This is a genomic window from Devosia sp. ZW T5_3, from assembly GCF_044987315.1.
Lineage (GTDB): Bacteria > Pseudomonadota > Alphaproteobacteria > Rhizobiales > Devosiaceae > Devosia.
On record NZ_JBJDRE010000010.1, the window covers coordinates 91,313 to 114,945 of the forward strand.

Below are 23,633 nucleotides of genomic sequence, written 5' to 3' on the forward strand. Positions count from 1 at the left end.
ATAGGGAGGAAAATCATGGCTGATGTTACCCTGCGCGGCATCCGCAAGTCCTATGGCTCGCTCGAAGTGGTGCATGGCGTCGATCTCGACATCAAATCGGGTGAGTTCGTGGTGTTTGTCGGCCCTTCGGGCTGCGGGAAATCCACATTGCTCAGAATGATTGCCGGGCTTGAGCCGATTTCGGGCGGCGAGATTTCCATCGGGGGAAGGGTGGTCAATGATGTGCCATCGCCCCAGCGCGGCATTTCCATGGTGTTCCAGTCCTATGCGCTTTACCCGCATATGAGTGTCTACGAGAACATGGCATTCGGGCTGAAGCTCGCCAAGACGCCCAAGGCGGAGGTGGATCAGCGGGTGCGCGAGGCGGCGCGGATTTTGCAGATCGAGGATTATCTCGAACGCATGCCCAAGGCGCTATCGGGCGGGCAGCGCCAGCGTGTCGCCATCGGCCGGGCCATCGTGCGCAATCCGAAGGTATTTCTGTTCGACGAGCCGCTGAGTAATCTGGATGCCTCGCTGCGGGCGCAGACCAGGGTCGAGATCGCCAAGCTGCATGACACGCTTGATGCCACCATGATTTATGTGACGCATGATCAAGTCGAGGCCATGACGCTGGCGGATCGGATCGTGGTGCTCAATGCCGGGCGGATCGAGCAGGTGGGTTCGCCGCTCGAGCTTTATCGCAATCCGGTCAATACGTTTGTGGCCGGGTTCATTGCCAGCCAGCGCATGAACTTCTTGCCCGTGGTGGTGGAAGGCAATCAGCTGCGGCTGGTCGATGGCAAGGCGCTGCCGCTGTCGCATCCGCAATTGGCCAAGGCTGTGACGCTAGGCGTACGGCCCGAGCATCTGGAACTGGCGAGCCCCGAAGCAGCACATTTCAGCGGCACGCTGTCAGTGATCGAGCAGTTTGGCGAATATGCCCTGGCCTATGTGGAACTGGCCTCGGGCGAGCTGATGACGGTCAAACTGGATGGCGCGCCGGATCTGCAATTGCATGAGCAGGTGCATATCGGCCTGCCGGCCGATGGGGTGCATCTGTTTGACGCCGAGGGCAGGGCGCTGCGCTAACTCGCGCTAGGCCGCGGTAGCACCGATTTGCGCCAGATGGGGATTGGCTTGATGGGGGGCACGGTGTGCGCCCATTCGTCCGGGCTGGCCTGGGTGAGCAATTGCATGATGTGCTCGACCATTTCTTCCACCGGCTGGCGGAAGGTGGTGAGGGCGTAGGATTCCCAGCCGGCCTGTTCGATGTCATCGAAGCCGACAATGCTGACATCCTGGGGCACGCGCAGGCCAAAGGCGTGGCGGGCGGCATCCATGAAGCCGAGCGCCAGCAGATCGGTGACGCCGAACACGCCATCGGGGCCGCCGCTGCGGCCATAGAGCTGGCGGGCGGCTTCGGCGCCGGCGGCATAGCCGGTGGGGCCGGCGCGGATGATGGGGACGCTCAAACCATCCTCTTGAGCGGCCGCGACGAAGGCGCTGTCGCGGGCGGTGAGGCTTGGCGTGCCGGCGGTGGAGGAAACCACGGCGAGCCGCTGGCAGCCGGCGCGGCGCAGCAGGTGATAGGCTTCGCGCGCGGTTTCGGCATTTTCGACCGCCAAATTGGCCGGGCCTTCAATGTGGTCGCTGCGATTGATCAGGATGACGCGCTGGCCATTGGCGACGCAGCTGGCGATCAGCGAGGCGTCGGGGGTGCCGGACAGCACGATGACGCCATCGGCGCGGAAATTGAGGGTCTGGCGCAGGGCATTGGCGACGCTTTCCTGGTCGCCGGTAGTGTTGATCACCATGCCGACCTTACCGATGACCTGCAATTGGCGGGTCATTTCGTCGAGCATGCGCGCCTGATAGGGCGTGGGGATTTCGGAGACGATGATGCCGATAATGTTGCTGCGGTCATGCGAGAGGCCGCGGGCGAGATGGTTGACGTGGTAGCCAAGCGCATCGGCGGCCTCGAGCACCTTCTTGCGGGTGGCTTCGGACACGCTGGCGCCATCGGTGAAGGTGCGCGACACGGCCGAGCGTGAGACGCCCGCCAGGCGCGCCACCGTTTCGGCACTGACGAAACCTTTCGCCTTGATGTCCATTTGCCCTCCCGCAACGTGCACGCCCGTGCATGGGCAGCTTACTAGCGTGCCCGGCAAAACTTGTCCAACGAGGCCAATGGCAAGATCGGCGTTGACGCGTCATCGAAAGGGCGTAGTCTGTTGCAACCGTGTGCAAGCCTTGGTGATCAACAGGTTTCAATGTCGTCAACAATCCATCTGATCGATCTGCTCGGAGCCGGCGCCCTGCTGATCTGGGGGCTGCGCCTGATCAAGACCGGCATCATGAATGCCTTTGGCGGCTCGTTGCGCCAGTGGATCGGCAAGGGCACGGGCAATCGCTTCAAGGCGGCATTGTCGGGGCTGCTGGCGACGCTGGCCCTGCAATCGAGCACGGCGACGGCGGTGATCACGGCGTCTTTTGCCAGCCGCGGCATTATCGAGCAGCGCATGGCGCAGGCGGTGATGCTGGGCGCCAATGTCGGCACGGCGATTGCCGCAGTTATTCTGTCCATGGATGTGCACTGGATTGGCTCGGCCATGATCCTGATCGGGGTCGTGACCTATTCGGTTAGCCAATATGCGCGAGGCAAGGGCGTGGGCCGAGCAGCGTTGGGGCTGGGGCTGATGCTGCTGGCGCTGCAATTGCTGGGGCAGGTGACCGAGCCGCTGCGCGAATCCGAGATGGTCATCGCCGTATTGTCTGGACTGGGCGATGCGCCGGTGATTGCGCTGCTGCTGGCGACGGGGCTGGCCTTCGTGGCGTCGTCGAGCCTTGCCGTGGTGCTGTTCGTGGCTCTGTTGGCGCAGTCCGGGCTGGTGACGCCGACTTTGGCGGTGATCCTGGTGGCAGGGGCCAATCTGGGCGGGGCCATTCCGCCCTGGTTGGCGGTATCGCGTGAGGGTGTCGAAGCGCGGCGGCTGACGCTGAGTAACCTCGTGGTGCGCGGTCTTGGGGCGCTGGTGCTGACGGCGTTTGCCGGGCCGGTGGCGGCGTTTGCGCTGCCGCTGCTACCCAATGCGCATATGCTGACCATTGCCACCCATATCGGGTTCAGCCTGGTGCTGCTGGTGGTGTTTTTGCCGCTGCTCGATCCGATTGCTGCGCTTGCCACCAAGCTGGTGCCGGCGCGGGCGGCGGGCAAGCAGGGGCCGACTTATCTTGATGACGGGGCGCTCGATACGCCGGCTATCGCGCTGGCCGTGGCGGCGCGCGAAACGTTGCGGGTGGGGGATCTGGTCGGCAAGATGCTGGAAATCAGTCTCAATGGGCTGATGCAGAACGATCCGGCGCTGCGCGACAAGCTGGGCGGCTTCGATGACGATGTCGATGCGCTGCAGGAAGCGATCAAGCTGTACCTCGCCAAGCTGGGCCGGGGCGAGCTTGACCCCGACGATGACCGGCGGGCGGCCGAGATCGTGTCCTACGCAATAAATCTTGAACATATCGGGGACATTATCGATCGGGGCCTGTGCGAGCAGGCGACCAAGAAGACCCAGCGCAAGCTTAAATTCTCGCCTGAGGGACTGGCCGAAATCCAGGAAATGTATGCCAAGACCATCGAAAACCTGCGGCTGTCGCAATCGGTGTTTTTTGGCCGCGACCCTGAATTGGCGCGGGCGCTGATGGCGGGCAAGGTCGAAATCCGGCGGCTCGAAGCGGCGTCGAGCGAGCGGCACCTCAAGCGGGTGCGGGCGTTGCGCAGCGAGACGCTGGAAACCAGTACGCTGCATCTCGATATCCTGCGCGATCTCAAGCGCATCAATGCGCATCTGGCTTCGGTGGCCGTGCCGATCCTCGAACAAATGGGCGAATTGAGCGAAAGCCGGCTGGTACATCAGGCGAGCGCGGCACCGGCTTTGGAGCAGAAGTGATGGGAGCCAAGACGCCGGTACTGGAAAGGGCCAAAGTGGATCAGATCGTGGCTGGCGAGACGCCGCTGGATTTTGCGGCGCAGTTTGCCACGGTGCCCTGGCGGATCGGCCGCCGTGGCACGCTTGAAATCCTCTTGGTCACCTCGCGCACCAGCCGGCACTGGCTGTTGCCCAAGGGCTGGCTGGTGCGGGGCAAATCGGCCATGGAATCGGCGGAGATCGAGGCGTTCGAGGAAGCCGGTGTGCAGGGCAAGATGCGCAACAAGCCGATCGGTGCCTTCGCCTATAACAAAATCCTCAAGACCGGCGAGGCTCTGCCCTGCCGGGTGACGGTGTTCAGCCTCAAGGTCAAGAAGCTGCTCGATGACTGGCCGGAGGCCGGGCAACGCGAGCGAGCATGGTTCGACATCGCGGTGGCCGCCGATGCCGTATATGAGCCGCAATTGCGAGATTTCCTCCTCGGCCTGAGCCGGTCGGAGCCTATCGCATTGTTACGGTAACGCTTTCTGCGTTCCCCCAGCGTGATCAGCTTTACCGGCATGGCGGCGCCCCTTAAGGTGGCGCCGCGAGTATGCGTTGGGAGAGGGCTGGGGTATGGGCAAGCTGGGGGCGTTGCGCTGGTTGGGCGCGGCTGTGCTGATGGGGCTCAGCCTCGTGAGCGCGCAGGCGGCGGACGTCAAGGTGACGGTGCTGGAAAACACCGACCTGCCGGGGTTCGATTATTCGATCCTCCGGGACACCGATCTCGATGCCTGCCGCAGCGCCTGTGTGGATGACAATATCTGCCGCGCCTTCACCTTCAATGCGCAGTCCAATTGGTGTTTCCTCAAGGGCGACACCAATGAAATCGCCGAATTTGCCGGGGCCACGTCGGGCCGCGTCAGCCGGGCGCCGACGCCCGCTGCCACCGAGGCCGCGCGCCAGGCTGAATTGCCGTTTCCGCCGCAGGATTTGATCTCGCAGGCCAAGAGCTTTGCCTCGGGGCTGCCCAGCACCGATGCGCCGCCGCCCAAGACCAGCTATGCCGATCTGGTCGCGGCTGCCGAGCAGGCGGTGGCCGAAGAAAATCCGGCTGGCGCCATCGTGGCGTTCCGGCAGGCTTTGGCGATCAATACCAATGACCGTGCCGTCTGGCAGGCGCTGGCCGATGTGGCGCTCGCCCGGGCCAAGGCCGTGGCCGGGCAATCCGAGGGCGACAATAGCTATGATCTGGCCTCGACGGGCACGTCGGCGGCGATGAATGCCTTCCTGCGCTCGACCGATCGCGATGATCGTGCCGTGGCACTCAAGTCGCTGGCCGAAGGCATGGCCTATCGCGAAATGTGGCGCGAGGTGATTGCCACCTATCGCGCGAGCCTGGCGCTGGCACCGAGCAAGCAATTGCAGGCGGAGCTGGATGATGTGATTGCCCAGCATGGCTTCCGCGTGACCAGCCATGAAGTGGATGCAGAATCCGCCTCGCCGCGCATCTGCGTGGTGTTTTCCGATCCGCTGCCCTCGGGCAGCACGGACCTGTCCGGTTATATCGTGGTGCCCAATGCGCCGCAGGCGGCCATTGAAACCGAGCAGAGCCAGATTTGTATCGATGGGGTGCAGCATGGCGCCCGCTATGCCATTCAGCTGCGCGCGGGCCTGCCGTCGGCCGATGGCGAAACGCTGCGCAAGGACGTCAAGCTCGACGTCTATGTGCCCGACCGTTCGCCTTTCGTGGCCTTTGCTAATAATGCCTATGTCATGCCGGCCGGCTTGGGCGGCGGACTGCCGATCACTTCGGTCAATGCCGAAACCGCTGACGTGATGATCTATCGGATCGGGGACCGGTCCATCGCCGCCGCCGTGCGCGACGGGATTTTCCAGGGCTCGCTGACCGGCTATTCGGCCGAAAATGTCGCCGATCAATACGGCGAAAAGATCTGGGATGGGAAGGTTGATCTGGCCAAGGGGGCAGCCAATGCGCTGACCACCACGGCCATTCCGGTCGCCGACGTGCTCAAGGATATTCCGCCGGGCGCCTATGTGGTGACCGCCAAGGTGGCCGATAGCGAAGCCGATTATTGGGATGGTTTGGCGACGCAATGGTTCATCGTGTCCAATCTGGGGCTGACCACGATTGCGGGTGACGATGGCGTGCATGCCTTTGTGCGCGGGCTGGGCGATGCCAAGCCGATGGCGGGCGTCGATGTGCGGCTGGTTGCGGTCAACAATGAGATTTTGGGCGAAGGCGTTACGGATGCCGATGGCCGGGCAGTGTTTGCGCCGGGCCTGGCGCGTGGCACGGGCGGCAAGGCGCCGCAATTGCTGGTCGCTGAAACCAAGGGTGGCGATTACGCTTTCCTCGATCTGTCCAAGCCCGCTTTCGATCTGACTGACCGGGGTGTTGAAGGCCGGCCCTCGCCGGGTCCGCTGGATCTGTTTGCCACCACGGAACGCGGTGTCTATCGGCCGGGTGAGACGGTTTATCTGACGGCTTTGTTGCGCGACGCGCGGGCGCAGGCGGTCAAGGACATGCCGCTGACCATGGAAGTCGAGCGGCCGGATGGCGTCGTCGCCAGCCGCGATGTGCTCCGCGATGGCGGGGCGGGGTCCTATTTTACCGCTCTGCCCATGGTGGGCGACGCGATGCGTGGCTCCTGGACCGTCCGGCTTTATGCCGATCCCAAGGCGGCGGCGCTGACCAGCGTGGCCTTCCTTGTCGAGGATTTCGAACCCGAGCGGCTGGCCTTTGATATCACGGCGCCCGACGCGCCGGTTGAAACGGGCGTCGAGACTGACATCGATGTATCAGCGAAATATCTCTATGGCGCCACGGCGCCCGGCCTTGCTGTCGAAGCCGATGCGGTGCTGCGTCCGCGCACCACGCTGGAGCAATTCCCCGGCTATACCTTTGGCCGCGAAGACGACACGATCGAGACCAATCGCGAGCCGCTGGGCGTGGTTGGCACCACCGATGAAGCCGGCAAGGCGGTCGCCGCTGTCGTGCTGCCCGAGCCGCAATCGACGACACGGCCGCTCGAAGCCCAGATCATCCTGCGGCTGGTCGATACCAGTGGCCGCACGGTCGAGCGCTCGCTGACCCGTCCGGTGCTGGCCGATGTCGATCGGATCGGCATCAAGCCGGCCTTTACCGACGCGACGGGCCTGGGCGAAGGCAGCAAGGCGGAGTTCGATATCGTGGCGGTTTCGCCGCAGGGCGAGGCCATTGCCAAGACGGGCCTGAACTGGACGCTGTCGCGCATCGAAACCAATTACCAATGGTATCGTGATGGCAGCAACTGGAAGTGGGAAGCCATAACCACGACGCGCGAAGCCGCCAATGGGACTGTTGACACCGTCGACGGCGGACCCGTCCGGATCGGCGCCAATGTGAATTGGGGCCGTTACCAGCTCGAAATCGAAAGCGCCGGGCCCAACCCGACCTCGTCGACTTACGAATTCTATGCCGGCTATTATTATGCCGATGCCGGCAGCGACACGCCGGATACGCTGCAGGTGGCGCTGGACAAGCCGGCCTATCGCGTTGGCGACACCGCCAATCTCAAGCTCGATCCGCAATTTGCCGGCACGGCTTTGGTGATGGTGGTGGATAACCGCATCATCGATATGGTTGCTGTCGAAGTGCCCGAAGGCGGCATGACTGTGCCGCTGCAGGTCACCGAGCAATGGGGGCCGGGCGCCTATGTGACGGCGGTGCTGTATCGTCCGTCCGACGCCAATGAAAAGCGCATGCCATCGCGGGCATTGGGGCTGGCCTTTGCCGATGTCGAGCCGGGCGATCTCAAGCTCGCCACCAGCATCGACGCGCCCAAGGAAACGCTGCCGCGCCAGAGCTTCACCGCCACCGTCAAGCTGGGCAATGTGGCGGCCGGGCAGCAGGCCTATGTGGCCGTTGCCGCGGTGGATCTGGGCATTCTCAACCTCACCAATTTCAAGGTGCCGGCGCCTGACGACTGGTATTTCGGCCAGCGGCAGCTGGGCATGGAAATCCGCGATCTCTATGGCCTGCTGATCGACCCGACCCAGGGCCTGCCCGGCGCGATGCGTTCGGGCGGCGACGGCGGGGCCTCGCGGCTGGGCACACCGCCGCCGACTTCGGTGCTGGTGGCTTTGCATTCGGGCATCGTCAAGGTCGATGCTGAGGGTAATGCGACTGTCACCTTCGAGATGCCGGACTTTTCCGGCACGGTGCGGCTGATGGCTATGGCCTGGACCGACACCGCCGTCGGCCATGCCTCGGCCGATGTGATCGTGCGCGATCCGGTCGTGGTGACGCTGAGCCCGCCGCGCTTCCTGCGCGTGGGCGATGAATCGCGCCTCTTGGTCGAGGTCAACAATGTCAGCGGTGCCGCCGGCAACTATGGCATTGCGCTGAGCACCGGACAGGGCATTTCGACCGATGCGGAAAATAGTGATGTCGAACTGGCCCAGGGCGCGCGGACTTCGCTCGACCTGAGCCTCACCGGAACGGGGATTGGCGATTGGCCGGTGGTGTTGACCATTACTGCACCCGATGGCTCGATCCAGAAGAAGGAGTTGACGCTGGGCGTCCGCGCCACCAGTGGGCCGGTGACCACCAGCCGGCTGGTCCCGCTGCCGGCGGGGAAAACCGTCAGCGTCGAGGACAGCTATTTCGATAGCTATATGGCCAATACTGGTGCGCTCACGCTCGCCATTGGCCCCTTAGCGCGTCTCGATGTGCCCAGCCTGCTGCTCTCGCTTGATCGCTACCCCTATGGGTGCGCCGAGCAGACTTCGAGCCGTGCTCTGCCGCTGCTGTATCTGAATGAAGTGGCCAGCATGATCGGGGTGGGCACAGACGATAAGCTCAATGAGACAGTGACCAAGGCGATTGCCTCTACCCTTGCCAAGCAGACCTCCACCGGCGGTTTTGGCCTGTGGGGTCCGTTCGATGGCGGGGATCTGTGGCTGGATGCCTATGTCACCGACTTCCTGATCCGGGCCAAGGCGGAAGGCTATGCCGTGCCCGAGGATGCCATGACCATGGCGCTGGATAACCTCTCCAACCAGGTGTCCTACGCCACCGATTTCGACAATGGCGGGGAAGCCATTGCCTATGCGCTGCACGATCTGGCCCGCGCCGGCCGTGCCGCCATTGGCGATCTGCGCTATTACCTCGAAGCCCGGCTCGATGCCTTCGCTTCGCCGCTGGCCAAGGCCCAGCTCGGCGCCGCTTTGGCGCTTTATGGCGATAGCACCCGCTCGGAAACCGCCTTCCTCGCTGCCGTCGAGGATCTGCGCAAGGCCGAGCAGCCCAATCGCTATCGCTCCGATTATGGGAGCCTCTTGCGTGATACGGCGGGTGTGCTGACACTGGTCGCCGAGTTCAAGCCGGCCGGTGTGGACATTGGTGCATTGACCAGCCAATTGGCCAAGCTGCGGGATCGGGCACGCTATACCTCGACCCAGGAAGACAGCTGGACGCTGTTGGCTGCGGCTGCAGTGGGCCGCGACAGTGCCGATGGCTCGATATCGGTGAACGGGGAGGCGCTGACCGGTCCGGTCTATCGCCGCTTTGACCAGGAAGCGCTGGAAGCTGCTGCTGTCGAGATCACCAATAATGGTGCGACCGATACGGAAGCCAAGGTGACGGTGACGGCCATTCCGCTGACGCCGCCGCCGGTTTCGAGCAATGGCTTTATCATCACGCGGGAATATTTCCTGCCGGATGGCACCAGCGTTGATCCACAGGCCGCGCCAATCGCCCAGAATGAGCGGCTGGTGGTGTTGCTGACGGTCAAGCCGCAGCATCTGGGCTCGGGGCAATATGTCATTGCCGATCCGCTGCCGGCCGGTTTTGAAATCGAAAACCCGGACCTGTCGGCGGGCGAGGGCGTGTCCGATTTCGCCTGGCTCACGGTGGATGCACCGACGCATGTGGAATCGCGCACCGACCAGTTCGTCGCGGCCTTCCGCTATTATTCGGATACCGCCACGTTCCGGACGGCCTATATGGTCCGCGCCGTGTCCCCGGGCAGTTTCACCCTGCCGGGCGCGACGGTCGAGGATATGTACCGGCCTGAATTCCGCGGCAATACCGCTGCGGGTCGCATCGAGGTCACCCAAGCGGGACAATGACCGAGACGGGCGCCAGTGCTGCACGCAAAGCTCCGCGCTGGCGGCGGGTGGCGCTTGTCGCCTGCCTCGTCGCCGGCGGGGTGCTGGCGGGCGGCACGATCTATGTTCGCTCGGTGATCGGGGAGATTGCCGCGACGCTGCCGGTTTTGCCTGATCTGGCGACCATGCCGGTATCGGTCGCGGTGGTGGATTGGGACGGGCAATTGCTGCGGCCGTTCACCACCAAGGATGGACGCTGGCGGCTGCCCGTCACCACGGCGCAGGTCGATCGGCGGTTTCTGGATATGCTGGTGGCCTATGAGGATCGCGGCTTTGCCGGTCACCATGGCGTCGAATGGGGCTCCATGCTGCGCGCGGCGGGACAATATGTGGGGGCAGGGGGCAATATCGTCTCGGGCGGCTCGACTCTGACCATGCAGGTGGCCCGCCTGCTCGAGGGCGCGCCCACACGAAATCTCTGGGGCAAGCTGCGCCAGATGGTGCATGCCGATAGCCTCGAACGGCAATTGAGCAAGGACCAGATCCTCAATCTCTACCTGACGCTGGCGCCCTATGGCGGCAATATCGAGGGTATCCGTGCGGCGAGCCTTGCCTATTTCGGCAAGGAGCCGACGCGGCTGACTACGGCCGAAGCGGCCCTGCTGGTCGCCCTGCCGCAATCGCCCGAAGCGCGCCGGCCCGACCGCGACCCCGCCGCCGCCCGGCGCAGCCGCGACATGGTGCTCGACCGGCTGGTCACGGCAGGCGCCATTGCCGCCGAGGAGGCGGAAGCGGCCAAGCAGGAGCCGATCCCCACCGCACGCAAGCAATTCCCCATGCTGGCCAGCCATATGGCCGAGCAGGCCTTGCGGGCGCAGCCGGGCATGCGCCAGATCGGCCTGACGGTGGACAAAAGATTGCAGGATGCGCTGGAGCGGCTGGGTGCTGCCCGTGCCCGCCAGATCGATCCCAAAGTGTCCGTCGCTATTGTTGCGGCCGATATCCAGACCGGGGAGATCCTTGCCTCGGTTGGTTCGGCGGGTCTGTTCAATGCCGAGAGCGCTGGTTATGTCGACATGACCAGCGCGATCCGCTCGCCCGGCTCGACACTCAAGCCGCTGATTTATGGCCTCGCCTTCGAATTGGGCCTCGCCCATCCCGAAAGCCTGATTGAAGACCGGCCGACCGCGTTTGGCGGCTATGTGCCGGTCAATTTCGACGGCTTCAGCCGGGGCACGGTGACGGTGCGGCAGGCACTGATCGAATCGCTCAATATCCCGGCCGTGGTGGTGCTCGACGCGGTGGGGCCGTCGCGGCTGATTTCGCGCATGAAGCGGGCCTATGCCGATCCGCGCCTGCCGGTGAATACGGCGCCGAGCCTTGCCGTGGGGCTTGGTGGCGTGGGCATTTCGCTGCGCGATCTGGTATCTATTTATGGGGCCATTGCGCGGGGCGGCTCGCCGGTACGGCTACGCGATGGGGTCAAGCCGGATACGACACTGGCGTTTGAAAAGCCGGCGCCGGTGCTTGATCCGGTGGCGGCCTGGTATGTCGCCGATATTCTGGCCGATGTGCCGCCGCCGCTGAATGGTTCGCCGGGCCGTATCGCCTACAAGACCGGTACCTCCTACGGCTATCGCGATGCCTGGGCCATCGGGTTCGATGGCAAGACGGTGATCGGCGTGTGGGTTGGGCGGCCGGATGGTGCGCCGGTGCCGGGGCTGTCGGGCATTATCGGCGCAGCACCCATCCTGTTCGAGAGTTTCGACCGGCTGGGAAGTCGCGCAGCGCCGCTGCGCAAGGCGCCGCCGGGCGTGCTGTTTGCCTCCAATACCCAATTGCCCGCGCCGCTGCGCCGGTTCCGCCACCCCAATGAGGATGTGGTGGCGCGCGACGCGGCGCCCAAAATCGCCTTTCCGGCCGATGGCGTCGATGTCGATCTAGGGTTGGCGTCGGGCAGTGCCGGCTCGCTGATGGTCAAGGTGCGCGACGGGGTGCCGCCCTTTACGTTCTTCGCCAATGGCGCGCCGTTTGGTCGGTCGGCTTTCGCCCGCCAGAATGCTTGGCAGCCCGATGGAGCGGGCTATGTGACGCTCTCGGTGGTGGATGCCGAAGGGCGGGGGGATAAGGTTACGGTGTTTTTGAACTGAGGGACGGTGCCACCTCCCTCCTCCCCGGTGTCATTCCCGCGAAAGCGGGAACCTCCGTTTGCCAGACTTGGCATTGTAAAACAGAGGTTCCCGCTTTCGCGGGAATGACATTGTGGGGGACTGAGGCCGTGCAGTGATCACAAACCAAAAAGACCCCGGAATTTCATCCGGGGCCCCCGTCTTGATTACCAGTCGAACTGCTTGGCCAGCGTCACCTTGAAGGTGCGGCCGACCGATCGATCGGTCGAGAGATTTTCACGGAAGTCGGCGTCGAAGACGTTGTCGATGCCGAGTTGAACCTGGGTTCCGGCAAGGGCGCCATATTCGGGTTTCCAAGAGGCGAAGAGGTCGAGCGTCGCATAGGCCTCCGCGGGACCGTCGGCCACGACTTGGCCGCGGGAAATTTCCGGCGAGATGTAACGGCCTTCCTGCGCCAGGGTGACGCGGGCACCGTATTCAAGGTTCCACTCGGCGTAGCGGGCGCCCAGTGTTGCCACCAGCTTGCTTTGTGGCACGGTGGTCAGCGGCGAATTAGTCACCAGATTGTCACCAATGGTCAGCGAATAGGCCAGATTGGCGAAGAACCAGTCCGAGTTATAGGCACCCTCGACTTCGAGGCCGTAAATGCGGGCCTCGCCGACATTGGTGTAATACGGCACCGGAGCGGCCGGCAAAGCGGGCGCAGTGGTGGAGACGATCAGGTCGGTCAGGTCGCTGTAGAAGCCAGTGGTCTTGACGCTGGCAGTATCACCGGCCTGCAACAGATCGTTGCCGGAGACGGTGAAGCCGGCTTCCACGGTATTGGCGGATTCCTTGCGCAGGTCGAGGCTGGCAAATTTGGCGGCGGTGGTCCCCGTCCGCGCGGCGATCGAATAGAGTTCATCGATGGTCGGCAGACGTTCGGTATGGGCCAGGGAGGCGAACACACCGAAATTGTCGTTGAAATCGTAGAGTGCAGCAATCTTGGGGGAGAAGGCCGAGCCATCGATGTCGCGGGCGCCGGTTGCCGAGTCCACCCAATGGAAATCGCCGCGGGCGCCGGCCATGATGGTCAGCTGCTGATCCCAGATGAACTCGTTTTGGGCGAAGATGCCCAGCTTGTTCTCGGTGCCCTGGGGGTGTGCCGGTAGGGCAATAGCGGTGCCCGGGCGGACAACGCTGCGATCCTGCGTCGAGGCCTGCATGCCGAAGGTGAAGTAATTCTCGAAATCGTCACCGATCCATTCGATCGTATTGTCGGCCGAGAGCTGCCAGGTTTTGTAGCCATAGCGGGTATCGAGCAGAATGCTGTCGGCGGTGACGTTCTGCGGGAAAGCGCGGCTGACCGGACCCACCACAGTGGGCGGCGCGCCAAGCGCGTAGCGGTGGTTGGTCTGGTCGTTCGTGGTGTCGGAATAGCTGATATTGACCTTGAGATCGATCCAGGGATTGTCCGTGGCCGGGTTTTCCCAGCGCAGCACGGCTGTCTGGTCGACGACGGTTCGGTCGGTCACGCCAAAGGCGGCCTGGGTGCCGGTCTGGGCATAGGCCTGGTCCTTGGCGTCGCTGTACCAGCGCTGATAAGACAGGCTCAGCGTCTGTTCGTCATTGTCGCCGAAATGGGCCGTGCCCTTAACCAGGCCCGACAGCGTGTCGAAGGCCGAGCCGGGCAGTTCTGTGCCTTTGGCGAGGTCGATCTCGTCGCGGCGGCGCCAATTGCCGGCGGCCAGGATTTCGAAGGTTTCATTGACCTGCTGGGCCAGGACCGCCGAGGTCAGCGTGCCCAGGCCATTGCTGTCGAAGCCGGTCTTGAGACGCAGCGCGCCGGTATGACCATCCTGGATGAAATCCGATGCGTCCTTGGTGGTGAAGTTGATGACGCCACCAAGCGCGCCGGCGCCGTATAGCGTCGAGGATGCCGGCCCGCGCAGAACTTCGACCTGCCGATACAATTCGGGATCGGAGAAGAACGAGCCCATGCGGTATTGTTCGTTGAACTTGGGCGCACCGTCCACGGTGATGACGACGCGCGAGCCATCCGAGGAATTCTCGGTGGTGCCGATGCCGCGGATATTGAAGGCTTCGCCGAACTGGCGGCTGCTGCCCACAATGGTGACGCCGGGAACGCTTTTGAAGATGTCCCCCGTTGTCGAAGCCTGAAGCTGGTCGATATCGGCCTGATTGACCACCGTCACGGCCTGCGGGGTGTCGATGGCGATCTTGGGCGCCCCCGCCCCGATCACCAGACGCTCCAGCATCGTGATATTGCTTGCATTCGTGGTGGTGGATTGGGCGAACGCCGCCCCCATTCCAACCACACTCAACGCCGCGCCGCACATCAGTGCGGCTGCATGCGACCTGACCAGCCCCATTGTTAACTCCAGTAGTCTGTTTGGTTTGTCGGTTTTGGCTGGCGGCTGGCTGGCTGTTCGTGACCCGGTCTTTAAGCTGACTCTTAAAATCACCTATTGCGTCCTGTAATTAACATGACTAGTAGAGTCAAGAAACTATGGACAGATCGGCCGCCGCTGTCAGGCACAGCCAAGCCACTGATCCGACGAGACATTAGTGATGCAACGAAGCGACCAATCACCGCCGGGCGAGCCAGCCAATGCGGTGCCGCAAGGCACCAGAACCGTCACGACCGCTGAACTGTTCGGCGGCGGGGACGAAATCGTGCTGCTGCATAACGGGGTGCCATACCGGTTGCGCATCACCCGCCAGGACAAGCTCATTCTGACCAAATAGGCCAAGCCATGACCGAGAAAACTGCCAAGACTCCTGCCCAGATCCGCGAATTGCGGGCGCGCCACCCCGAAATGCGGGAGCGTGATTTCGCCCGTATCCACGGTATTTCCGAGGGCGAGCTGGTTGCCGCCGAAGTCGGCCGCAGTGCCGTGCGGCTGCAGGTCGATCTCGATCTGCTGCTCAACGGGTTGCGAGCCTGCGGGGAGGTGATGGCGCTGACCCGCAATGAAAGCGCGGTGCATGAAAAGATCGGGCCTTACGAAAAGGTGGTGATCGGTCCGCGCGCTTCGATGGTGCTGGGCGAGCAGATTGACCTGCGCATTTTCCCCTCGCGCTGGGCCTTTGGCTTTGCGGTCGAAAAGGCGGGCGAGGAGGGCGCGGTGCGCCGTTCGCTGCAGTTTTTCGACCAGCAGGGCGTGGCCGTCCACAAGGTGCATGCGCGACCCTCGACCAATTTCGAAGCCTGGGACCTGCTGATCGCCAATCTGCGTCATGCGGACCAGTCCGAAGGGATCACAGTGAGCGAAGCCGAGGCGCCGGAGCCCCTGGGCGAAGCCGCCGGCATCGCCGAACTGCGCGAGCGCTGGGCGGCGATGACGGACACGCACCAGTTCTTCGGCATGATCAAGGCACTCAATCTGCCCCGGCTCGATGCGCTCGAAATGGTGGGCGAGGATTATGCCTTCCAGCTCGATCATGCGGCTGTCGCCAAGCTGTTTGAGGAATCCGCCGCGAGCGAATTGCCGCTGATGGCTTTTGTCGGCAATCACGGCTGCATCCAGATTCATGCCGGGCCGGTCAAGACCATCAAGACCATGGGCCCCTGGCTCAACGTGATGGACGACACGTTCCACCTGCATCTGCGCCTCGACCAGGTTGCCGCCGTATGGGCGGTGCGCAAGCCGACTGCCGATGGCCATGTGACGTCGGTGGAAGTCTATGACGCGCAGCGCGAGCTGATCATCCAGTTCTTCGGCAAGCGTCAGGAAGGTTTTGACGAGCGGGCCGCCTGGCGGACGATTGTCGAATCGCTGCCGCTGTTTGCCCAAACCCACGCTGCGTGAGATCAGTCATGACTTTGTCTTTCAAGCGTTTCCTGGCTGCCGGCGCGATTGTCGCGCTGGCCTCGCTGCCGGCCGCTGCGCAGGAGCTGCATCCATTCGCCGATAGTTCGCGGCTGGTGTCGATCGGCGGTTCGCTGACGGAAATCATCTATGCGCTGGGCGAGGAGGGCAAGCTGATCGCCCGCGACCAGACGGCGACCTATCCGGAAGCGGCGGCGGCGCTGCCCGACGTAGGCTATATGCGCCAATTGGCGCCCGAAGGCGTGCTCTCGGTCAGCCCCAGCGCGTTGCTGGTGATCGAGGGCAGCGGTCCGCCCGAGGCGCTTGAGGTGCTGTCCCATGCCGGGGTGGAATACCAGACCGTGCCGGAAAGCTTCAGCCATGACGGTATCCTCACCAAGGTGCGGGCGGTGGGGCAGGCGCTGGGTGTGCCGGACAAGGCCGAGGCCCTGGCCAGCGAACTCGATACGGCGCTCAAGGCCGTCGAGCAGCGCACCGCTGATATCACCACCCGCAAGCGGGTGCTGTTCGTGCTGTCGGCCGAGGGCGGCAAGATCCAGGCTTCGGGCACCGGCACGGCGGCCGATGGCATTATCGCACTGGCCGGCGCGGTCAATGCGATCGACGAATATTCCGGCTACAAGGCGCTGACCGAGGAAGCCATTATCGAGGCCGCGCCCGATGTGATCCTGATGATGGATCGCGGTGGGGACCATAGCGCCAGCAATGCCGATCTGATCGGCAATCCGGCGATCGCGCTGACCGAGGCGGGGCGCAATCACGCCATTATCCGGCTGGACGGCGCCTATCTGCTGGGCTTCGGTCCGCGCACGGCCGAAGCGGTTTCCGACCTCGTCGACGCGCTGTACGGCGAGTAGGCGGGAATGAGCCAGGTCATGTCCATCCATGGTGCCATTGCCGAGCGTGCCGAGGGAGACCGCAGCGGGCTTGGCCGCGTGGTGGTAATCGCTTTGGTGCTGCTGCTGGTGGTGACCATGGCCATTTCGATGACCACCGGGGCGTCCGGCGCCTCAGCCTCTACCATTATCGGGGGCTGGTTTGGGCTGGTGCCCGAAAGCGACGTGCAGGCGGTGCGCGACTATGCGGTGATCTACAATATCCGCCTGCCGCGTATGATCCTGGGCGTGCTGATCGGGGCGGCTTTGGCGGTGTCGGGCCTTCTGATGCAGGGCCTGTTCCGCAATCCGCTGGCCGATCCGGGGCTGGTGGGCGTGTCGGCCGGGGCGGGGCTGGGCGCGGTGGGCATTATCGTGTTGGGTACCACCCTGCTGGCGCCGCTGACGGCGTTGCTGGGGATTTATGCGCTGCAGATCGCCTCGTTTATCGGCGGGCTCATCACCACGTTCATTCTTTATCGCGTGGCGACGCGCAGCGGGCAGACGGCGATTGCAACCATGCTGCTGGCCGGCATTGCGCTGGGGGCGCTGGCCGGGGCGGTCACGGGTGTGCTGGTTTATGTGGCCAATGACGCGCAATTGCGGGACCTGACCTTCTGGGGCATGGGCTCGCTGTCGGGCGCCAATTGGACCAAGATCATGGCATCCGGGCCGATCATCGTTGTGGCGCTGGCTGTGGCGGCGTTTCTGGGCAAGGGGCTCAATGCGCTGACCTTGGGCGAGGCGACGGCCGGGCATCTGGGGATTCCCGTACAGCGGTTCAAGCGGGTGGTCATTGTCGCGGTGGCGGCAGCGACCGGGGCGTCGGTGGCGGTCAGCGGCGGCATTGGATTTGTCGGCATTGTCGTGCCGCATCTGTTGCGGCTGGTGATCGGGCCTGACCATCGCTACCTGCTGCCGGCTTCGGCGCTATTGGGCGCTTCCTTCCTGCTGATGGCCGATGCCGTCAGCCGGCTGATCGTCGCGCCGGCGGAACTGCCGATCGGCATCGTGACCGCTGCGGTGGGTGGGCCATTCTTCCTCTGGATATTGCTGCGCAAACGCGCGGTCTTTGCCTGGTGATGCCATGATCCATGTCGACAATATCGCGGTTGAAATCGGCCAGCGGCGCATTCTCGATGGCGTCAGCTTTTCTGCCTATCCGGGGCAGGTGACTGCCATTATCGGCCCCAATGGCTCGGGCAAATCCACGCTGATGAAGGCGCTGTGCCGGGACTATGCGTTCAGCGGCAGCATAAGCATCAATGGCCGCGATGTGGCCAGCATGGATCTGGGTACGGCCGCCACTTTGCGGGCGGTGCTGCCGCAATCGAGCACATTGCCGTTTCCGTTCACGGTGCGTGAAGTGGTGGCTTTGGGGCTCACTGCCGGCCGGCCGGGCGTGTCGCTCGCGGCGCTGCGGCGGTTGCCGGACGAGGCGCTGGCGCGGGTGGATCTCGGCGGTTTCGGTGGGCGGTTCTATGGCGAATTGTCGGGCGGGGAGCAGCAGCGCGTGCAATTGGCGCGGGTGATCTGCCAGGTGTGGGAACCGGTGCTCGATGGGGTGCCGCGGTTCCTGTTTCTCGACGAGCCGGTATCGAGTCTGGATATCAAGCACCAGTTGATGATCATGGATGTGGCGCGCCAGTTCGCGGCGGCGGGAGGGGGCGTTATCGCCATCCTGCATGATCTGAATCTGGCGGCCATGTATGCCGACCAGATCGTGGCGATCCGCAATGGCGCGGTGGCCGGCGCCGGGACGCCCGCCGAGGTGCTGACCGATGGCCTGATCGCCGAGGTTTTCGATTGTCCGATGCGGGTGGGCGCGCTGCCTGCCGGCAATATTCCCTTCGTCTTGCCGCAGTCGGCGCAGCGTTTCGTCGCCGCGGCACCACAAAGCAAGGTTGCCTGATGTCTAAAATTCCTGCCCTTCTGTTCAGCCTACTCGCTCTCAGCGCCCCCGTGCTGGCGCAAGAGGCCGCCCCCGCCGCCGCGCCATCTCTGGCAGTCGAACTCAACGCGCTTCAGCCCGCCGAGAACGGCTGCCGGGTGACATTCCTCGCCACCAACACGCTGGGTGGGCAACTCGAGCGGGCTGCAGTGGAAGTGGCGTTCTTTACCAGCGATGGCGCCATCGACCGCATCGTGACGCTCGATTTCAAGGCACTGGCCGAGGGCAAGACCAAGGTGCTGCAGTTCGAACTCAAGAACCTCAGCTGCGAGGGCATCGGGCGCCTGCTGATCAACGATGTCACCGCCTGCGAAGGCACGGGCATTGCGGCGACGGCGTGCCTTGATGGGCTCGTCACCACGACGCGGCCCGACATTGCCTTTGGCGTTTGAGGACGGAGCCGATGGACGTAGCAGCGCAAGCGCATGATTTTTCCATGTTCGCCCTGTTCATGCAGGCGGACTGGGTGGTCAAATCGGTGATGATCGGGCTGGTCATTGCCTCGGTCTGGGTGTGGGCGATCATTGCCAATCGGCTGGCCGCCTATGGCAAAGCCAAGAGCGAAATGGCGGCGTTCGACAAGGCGTTTGCCTCCGGCCGGCCGCTGGCCGAGCTGCGGGCCGATTACGCTGGCGCCGGCCAGCACGGGCTATCGGCCGTGTTTCTTGCCGCCATGGAAGAATGGGACAAGAGCCATGCCGTGCAGGCCGACAACGCGGTGGGCCTGCAGAGCCGGCTCGAAATCGCGCTTGACCTGGCCGTGAGCGAGCAGAGCGCCGATCTGGAAAAGCGGCTGGGCTTTCTTGCTACCATCGGCAGCGCAGGACCATTCGTGGGGCTGTTCGGCACGGTCTGGGGCATCATGAATGCCTTTACCGCCATTGCTGCGGCGGAAAATACCAGTCTTGCGGTGGTGGCGCCGGGGATTGCCGAGGCGCTGCTGGCTACGGCGCTGGGCCTCCTCGCTGCTATCCCCGCCGTTATTGCCTATAACAAGCTCAGCGCCGATGCGGGCAAGCTGATCGCGCGGCTCGAGGGCTTTGCCAATCGGCTGGTGGCGCTGATGTCGCGCCAGCTCGATGCCGGAAAGTCGCTCTGATGGGCATGGCGCTGGGTAATAACAAAGGCAAGCGCGGCCGGGGCAGGGCCCCGATCAGCGAGATCAACATCACCCCCATGGTGGATGTGATGCTGGTGCTGCTGATCGTCTTCATGGTCGCGGCGCCCTTGATGACCATGGGCGTGCCGATCGATCTACCTGAAACGCGGGCGCAGGCCATGCCGCTCCAGACCAAGCCGATCACCGTGACGGTCGAGCCCGATGGCGCGTTGTCCATCGAGGGCGAGCCGGTGACGCTGGACACGCTGGTGGCAAGCGTCGCAGCGCTGGCTGTCGAGGGCACCGATGAGCGCCTTTACGTGCGCGGCGATACGACGGCGGCCTATGGCGCCATCATGGAAGTGATGGGCGAATTGTCGGGCGCCGGCTATAGCCGCATCGGCCTTGTCACCGTGCCGGCGCGGACCCCCTGATATGCGCTATGCCCTGCCCGGTTCGGTCTTGGTGCATGCCGGCATTTTCGGCATGGCCTTTGTTGGCTTCGCCTGGCCGCAGCCCGAGGATGCGCCGCCGCCGGGGGCCGTGACGGTGGACATTATTTCGGTCACCTCGGTTTCGAGCAATGAAACCTCGACCCTTGAGGAGGGCAGCTCGGAGAATTTGCGCTCGTCGGGTGGGGAGGTCGTGCCGGTGACGCCGAGCGAAACGCTCGAACCGGTGGAGCCCGAAACGCAGGTCGCCGAAGTGCCGGTCGAGCAGGCGGTGCCGCCCGAGACAGTCGAGCCGCTAGAACAGGACGAGCCGCCACCGGTCGAGACCGCCACAGCCGAACCTGTCGAGCCGGTTGCTGAGACGACGGACATGGCTGTGCTGGCGACGCCGGTCACCAGCCCTGAACCCGTCGACACGGTTGCGCCAGTGGCGACCGAATCGCTCGAGCCGGTCGAGGAGAGCGAGTTGAACGCCGCTCCGGTGCCCCGCACGCTGAGTTTTGAGCGGCCCAGCGCGCCCACGCAGCGGCCGCGGCCACAGCAACAGCCGACGCAGCAGGCCTCGCGCGAAGCCCCGCGGCCACCGCCGCCGGCCGGCAATAGTGGGCAGAGCAATGCCGATAGCGCCGCGGCACGGGCTGCCGCGGGCCAGCAGAGCCAGGGGAGTGGCGGTGCGGCTGAAGCGGCATCGTGGCAGCGCCAGGTGCAGCGGCGTCTCAACAATGCCAAGCGTTATCCGCGGTCTGCCGGCGGGGCGACGGGAACGGCCCTAGTGCGGTTCACCATCTCGGCCGGCGGTGGGCTGGCGGGCGTGAGTCTGGTGCAGTCCTCCGGTAATCCGGCGCTCGATCAGGCGGCTGTCGATGCAGTCACGCGGGCCGCCCCCTTTCCGCCCCCGCCGAGCGGCGGCAGCGAGACGCTGGGCGTTCCGGTGGATTTCACGCGCGGCTAGCGGGATTCTCGCCGGCATTTCTAGCAAGAAAACGGAGGTTCCCGCCTGCGCAGGAATGACACGTGAGGGTGTGCATGTTCCAGGCAATCTCCTTGATTTAGGGTCGATATTTCTTTGTAGTTTTTTCTTGTCGACAAACTAAATACAAAACTCTAAATCTGATTGCAGCGACGCATTGCGACAAAGAGGAATTAGGCATGCAAAAGAGTGATTTCCGCGGTGTATTGCCCGCGATCACCACCAAGATGACGGCGGACCAGCAGGTCGATCTCGAGGGCGTCAAAGCTGACGTGGTGTTTCAGATCGAGGGTGGCGTCGATGCCATAGTGGTCTGCGGCTCGCTCGGCGAAGCCTCGAGCCTGACGGTCGTCGAAAAGCTCGCCATCGCCAAGGCCGCCATCGAAGCGGCTGCCGGCCGCGTGCCGGTGTTGCTGACCATTGCCGAGGATTCCACCAGCGTCGGCGCGGCGCTTGCCGCTGAAGCCGAAAAGATCGGTGTCGAGGGGCTGATGGTACTGCCGGCCATGCGCTACCTGGCCGATGACCGCGAAGTGGTGTTCCACTATCGGGCGATCGCTGCGGCCTCGAACTTGCCGATTATCGTCTACAACAATCCCCTGGCTTACGGCATCAACATCACCGCCGAGATGCTCAAGGAGATGGCCGACGAGCCCAAATTCGTCGCCATCAAGGAATCGACCGGCGACACGCGCCGCATCAACGAGACCATCAATGCATTGGGCGATCGCTATCAGCTGCTGACCGGCGTGGACGATCTGGCGCTGGAGAGCCTGGTGCTGGGTTGCCATGGCTGGATTGCGGGCCTGGTCGTTGCCTTCCCCAAGGAGACCGTGGCCATTTACAAACTCGTGCAGCAGGATCGCATCAAGGAGGCCATGGAAATCTACCGCTGGTTCCTGCCGCTGCTGCATCTCGATATCGGCCCCAAATTCGTCCAGAACATCAAGCTATGCGAAGCCATCGTGCGCGGGACCTCGCCCGTGGTGCGCCAGCCGCGGTTGGAGCTGGTTGGGGACGAGGAAAAGGCTATCCGTGCGGTGGTCGAGCAGGGGCTCAAGACGCGGCCGGATTTGTCGAAGTACGGGTTCTGATCGGGAGCGCGCGATGCGGGGCAGTGCTCACTTGAGGACTTCTCCGCGTTCTCCCAAGCTCGCCCTTCTGTCGTCATTGCCCGGCTCGTTCGGGCAATCCATTGTCGCCGCATGTGCTGAAAGATGGATCACCCGGACAAGCCGGGTGATGACGATGAGTGGAGGGAGTCGCGAAAATGACGAAATCCCCCGAATGAACCCTTCCCGCGGGGGGGAGGGTATCCCTCAGTTGACGGTAAACCCCTTCACGAACGGATCGCGGTCGTCGAGGAAGATGGTGTTGTAGCCGGTGATCCAGGCCTGGCCGGCGATCGAGGGCACGATGGCGTCGTAGGGGCCGACCTTGGTGGCGGATTCGACCCGGCCGACAAACAGGCTGCCGATGATCGATTCATGCACGAAGCTCTCGCCCACCTTGAGCTCGCCGCGCGCGGCTTTCTGGGCCAGACGGGCCGAGGTGCCGGTGCCGCAGGGCGAGCGGTCGATGGCTTTTTCACCGTAGAATACCGCATTGCGGGCATCGGCCTTGGGGTTCACCGGGGCGCCGGTCCACATCACATGGCGCAGGCCATTGATGGTGGGGAATTCGGGGTGCTGGAAGGTATATTTCTCGTTGATCAGCCGGCGGGCGACGGGCGAAAGCTGCTGGATATCGAAGGCCGAGAGCTGGTTCATATCGGTGAAGCCGGGCTGCGGCTCGAATATAGCGTAGAAATTGCCGCCATAGGCGACGTCGAACTTGAGCGGCCCGAGGCCCGGCAGGTCGATTTCGAGCCCGGTCGCATAGAGGAATGAGGGCACATTGGTGATGCGCACGTCGATCACATGGCCCGCATTGTCCATGGTGTATTCGGCCTCGATAATGCCGGCCGGCACTTCAAGCCTGAGCTTGCCCGGGGTCTTGGGCGTGACCAGCCCCTCTTCGATCATCACCGTGACCGTGCCGATCGTGCCATGGCCGCACATGGGCAGGCAGCCCGAGGTTTCGATGAAGAGGATCGAGCCGTCCACATCGTCGCGCAAAGCCGGGTAAAGGATCGAGCCGCTCATCACGTCATGGCCGCGCGGCTCGAACATCAGGCCGGTGCGGATCCAGTCATATTCGGCCAGAAAATGCTCGCGCCGGGCGTTCATCGTATCGCCCTTGAGGTCGGGGCCGCCCCCCGCCACGACGCGGACCGGATTGCCGGCTGTGTGGGCGTCGATACAGAAAAAGCTCTTCTTGCTCATGA

At 63.8% G+C, this 23,633-nt stretch carries 19 protein-coding genes; 16 read left to right on the forward strand and 3 right to left on the reverse strand.

Features of this window, described 5'->3' with window-relative positions:
• Positions 1-15 precede the first annotated feature (15 nt).
• A complete protein-coding gene (locus ACI3KW_RS13785; RefSeq protein ID WP_113121217.1) occupies positions 16-1,071 on the forward strand; it encodes an ABC transporter ATP-binding protein in 1,056 nt (351 codons plus the stop codon).
• Here ACI3KW_RS13785 and ACI3KW_RS13790 read toward each other — a convergent pair.
• Positions 1,068-2,093, reverse strand: coding sequence for a LacI family DNA-binding transcriptional regulator (locus tag ACI3KW_RS13790; protein WP_404848550.1), 1,026 nt, complete (start codon positions 2,091-2,093; stop codon positions 1,068-1,070). The genes ACI3KW_RS13785 and ACI3KW_RS13790 overlap by 4 nt on opposite strands.
• 159 nt (positions 2,094-2,252) lie before the next feature.
• On the opposite strand from ACI3KW_RS13790, the gene ACI3KW_RS13795 reads away from it, so the two are divergent.
• The 4 genes from ACI3KW_RS13795 (at position 2,253) to pbpC (ending at position 12,148) form a co-directional block, all read left to right on the forward strand.
• A complete protein-coding gene (locus ACI3KW_RS13795; RefSeq protein ID WP_404848551.1) occupies positions 2,253-3,926 on the forward strand; it encodes a Na/Pi cotransporter family protein in 1,674 nt (557 codons plus the stop codon).
• Positions 3,926-4,426 (forward strand): NUDIX hydrolase, encoded by a 501-nt coding sequence (locus ACI3KW_RS13800; RefSeq protein WP_404848552.1) that lies wholly within the window; start codon positions 3,926-3,928, stop codon positions 4,424-4,426. Before ACI3KW_RS13795 ends, ACI3KW_RS13800 begins: the two co-directional genes overlap by 1 nt.
• Positions 4,427-4,520: 94 nt before the next feature.
• Positions 4,521-10,019: an MG2 domain-containing protein gene (locus ACI3KW_RS13805; protein ID WP_404848553.1), complete on the forward strand. Its 5,499-nt coding sequence runs from the start codon at positions 4,521-4,523 to the stop codon at positions 10,017-10,019.
• Complete coding sequence (pbpC, locus tag ACI3KW_RS13810; protein ID WP_404848554.1) at positions 10,016-12,148, forward strand: penicillin-binding protein 1C; 2,133 nt, start codon at positions 10,016-10,018, stop codon at positions 12,146-12,148. Before ACI3KW_RS13805 ends, pbpC begins: the two co-directional genes overlap by 4 nt.
• 185 nt (positions 12,149-12,333) lie before the next feature.
• Here the strand turns inward: pbpC and ACI3KW_RS13815 are convergent, their stop codons facing one another.
• On the reverse strand, positions 12,334-14,385 hold the full coding sequence (locus ACI3KW_RS13815; RefSeq protein WP_404848555.1) for a TonB-dependent receptor domain-containing protein: 2,052 nt from the start codon (positions 14,383-14,385) through the stop codon (positions 12,334-12,336).
• Positions 14,386-14,392: 7 nt separating this feature from the next.
• Between ACI3KW_RS13815 and ACI3KW_RS13820 the strand changes: the two genes are divergently transcribed.
• The 11 genes from ACI3KW_RS13820 (at position 14,393) to ACI3KW_RS13870 (ending at position 22,401) form a co-directional block, all read left to right on the forward strand.
• Positions 14,393-14,608 (forward strand): hypothetical protein, encoded by a 216-nt coding sequence (locus ACI3KW_RS13820; protein WP_404848556.1) that lies wholly within the window; start codon positions 14,393-14,395, stop codon positions 14,606-14,608.
• Between the two features lie 90 nt (positions 14,609-14,698).
• Positions 14,699-14,875 carry a hemin uptake protein HemP gene (hemP, locus tag ACI3KW_RS13825; RefSeq protein WP_404848557.1) on the forward strand — a complete coding sequence of 59 codons (177 nt, stop codon included), beginning with the start codon at positions 14,699-14,701 and terminating at the stop codon, positions 14,873-14,875.
• Between the two features lie 8 nt (positions 14,876-14,883).
• Positions 14,884-15,939 carry a hemin-degrading factor gene (locus ACI3KW_RS13830; RefSeq protein ID WP_404848558.1) on the forward strand — a complete coding sequence of 352 codons (1,056 nt, stop codon included), beginning with the start codon at positions 14,884-14,886 and terminating at the stop codon, positions 15,937-15,939.
• 8 nt (positions 15,940-15,947) lie between these two features.
• On the forward strand, positions 15,948-16,817 hold the full coding sequence (locus tag ACI3KW_RS13835; protein WP_404848559.1) for a hemin ABC transporter substrate-binding protein: 870 nt from the start codon (positions 15,948-15,950) through the stop codon (positions 16,815-16,817).
• 18 nt (positions 16,818-16,835) lie between these two features.
• Positions 16,836-17,918 (forward strand): FecCD family ABC transporter permease, encoded by a 1,083-nt coding sequence (locus ACI3KW_RS13840; protein ID WP_404848560.1) that lies wholly within the window; start codon positions 16,836-16,838, stop codon positions 17,916-17,918.
• Positions 17,919-17,922: 4 nt separating this feature from the next.
• Positions 17,923-18,747, forward strand: a complete 825-nt coding sequence (locus tag ACI3KW_RS13845; RefSeq protein ID WP_404848561.1) for a heme ABC transporter ATP-binding protein — start codon at positions 17,923-17,925, stop codon at positions 18,745-18,747.
• Positions 18,747-19,178, forward strand: a complete 432-nt coding sequence (locus tag ACI3KW_RS13850) for a hypothetical protein (RefSeq protein ID WP_404848562.1) — start codon at positions 18,747-18,749, stop codon at positions 19,176-19,178. Before ACI3KW_RS13845 ends, ACI3KW_RS13850 begins: the two co-directional genes overlap by 1 nt.
• 11 nt (positions 19,179-19,189) lie before the next feature.
• The gene (gene tolQ / locus ACI3KW_RS13855; RefSeq protein ID WP_404848563.1) at positions 19,190-19,885 is read left to right on the forward strand and encodes a protein TolQ; all 696 of its coding nucleotides are present in this window, start codon (positions 19,190-19,192) and stop codon (positions 19,883-19,885) included.
• Complete coding sequence (locus ACI3KW_RS13860; RefSeq protein WP_404848564.1) at positions 19,885-20,319, forward strand: ExbD/TolR family protein; 435 nt, start codon at positions 19,885-19,887, stop codon at positions 20,317-20,319. Before tolQ ends, ACI3KW_RS13860 begins: the two co-directional genes overlap by 1 nt.
• A 1-nt stretch (position 20,320) precedes the next feature.
• On the forward strand, positions 20,321-21,289 hold the full coding sequence (locus ACI3KW_RS13865) for a TonB family protein (RefSeq protein ID WP_404848565.1): 969 nt from the start codon (positions 20,321-20,323) through the stop codon (positions 21,287-21,289).
• A gap of 197 nt (positions 21,290-21,486) precedes the next feature.
• Entirely contained in the window at positions 21,487-22,401 is a 915-nt protein-coding gene (locus ACI3KW_RS13870; protein ID WP_404848566.1) for a dihydrodipicolinate synthase family protein, read from the forward strand.
• A 225-nt stretch (positions 22,402-22,626) separates the two neighbouring features.
• Here ACI3KW_RS13870 and ACI3KW_RS13875 read toward each other — a convergent pair whose 3' ends face one another.
• Positions 22,627-23,631 carry a 4-hydroxyproline epimerase gene (locus ACI3KW_RS13875; protein WP_404848567.1) on the reverse strand — a complete coding sequence of 335 codons (1,005 nt, stop codon included), beginning with the start codon at positions 23,629-23,631 and terminating at the stop codon, positions 22,627-22,629.
• Between the last annotated feature and the right edge of the window lie 2 nt (positions 23,632-23,633).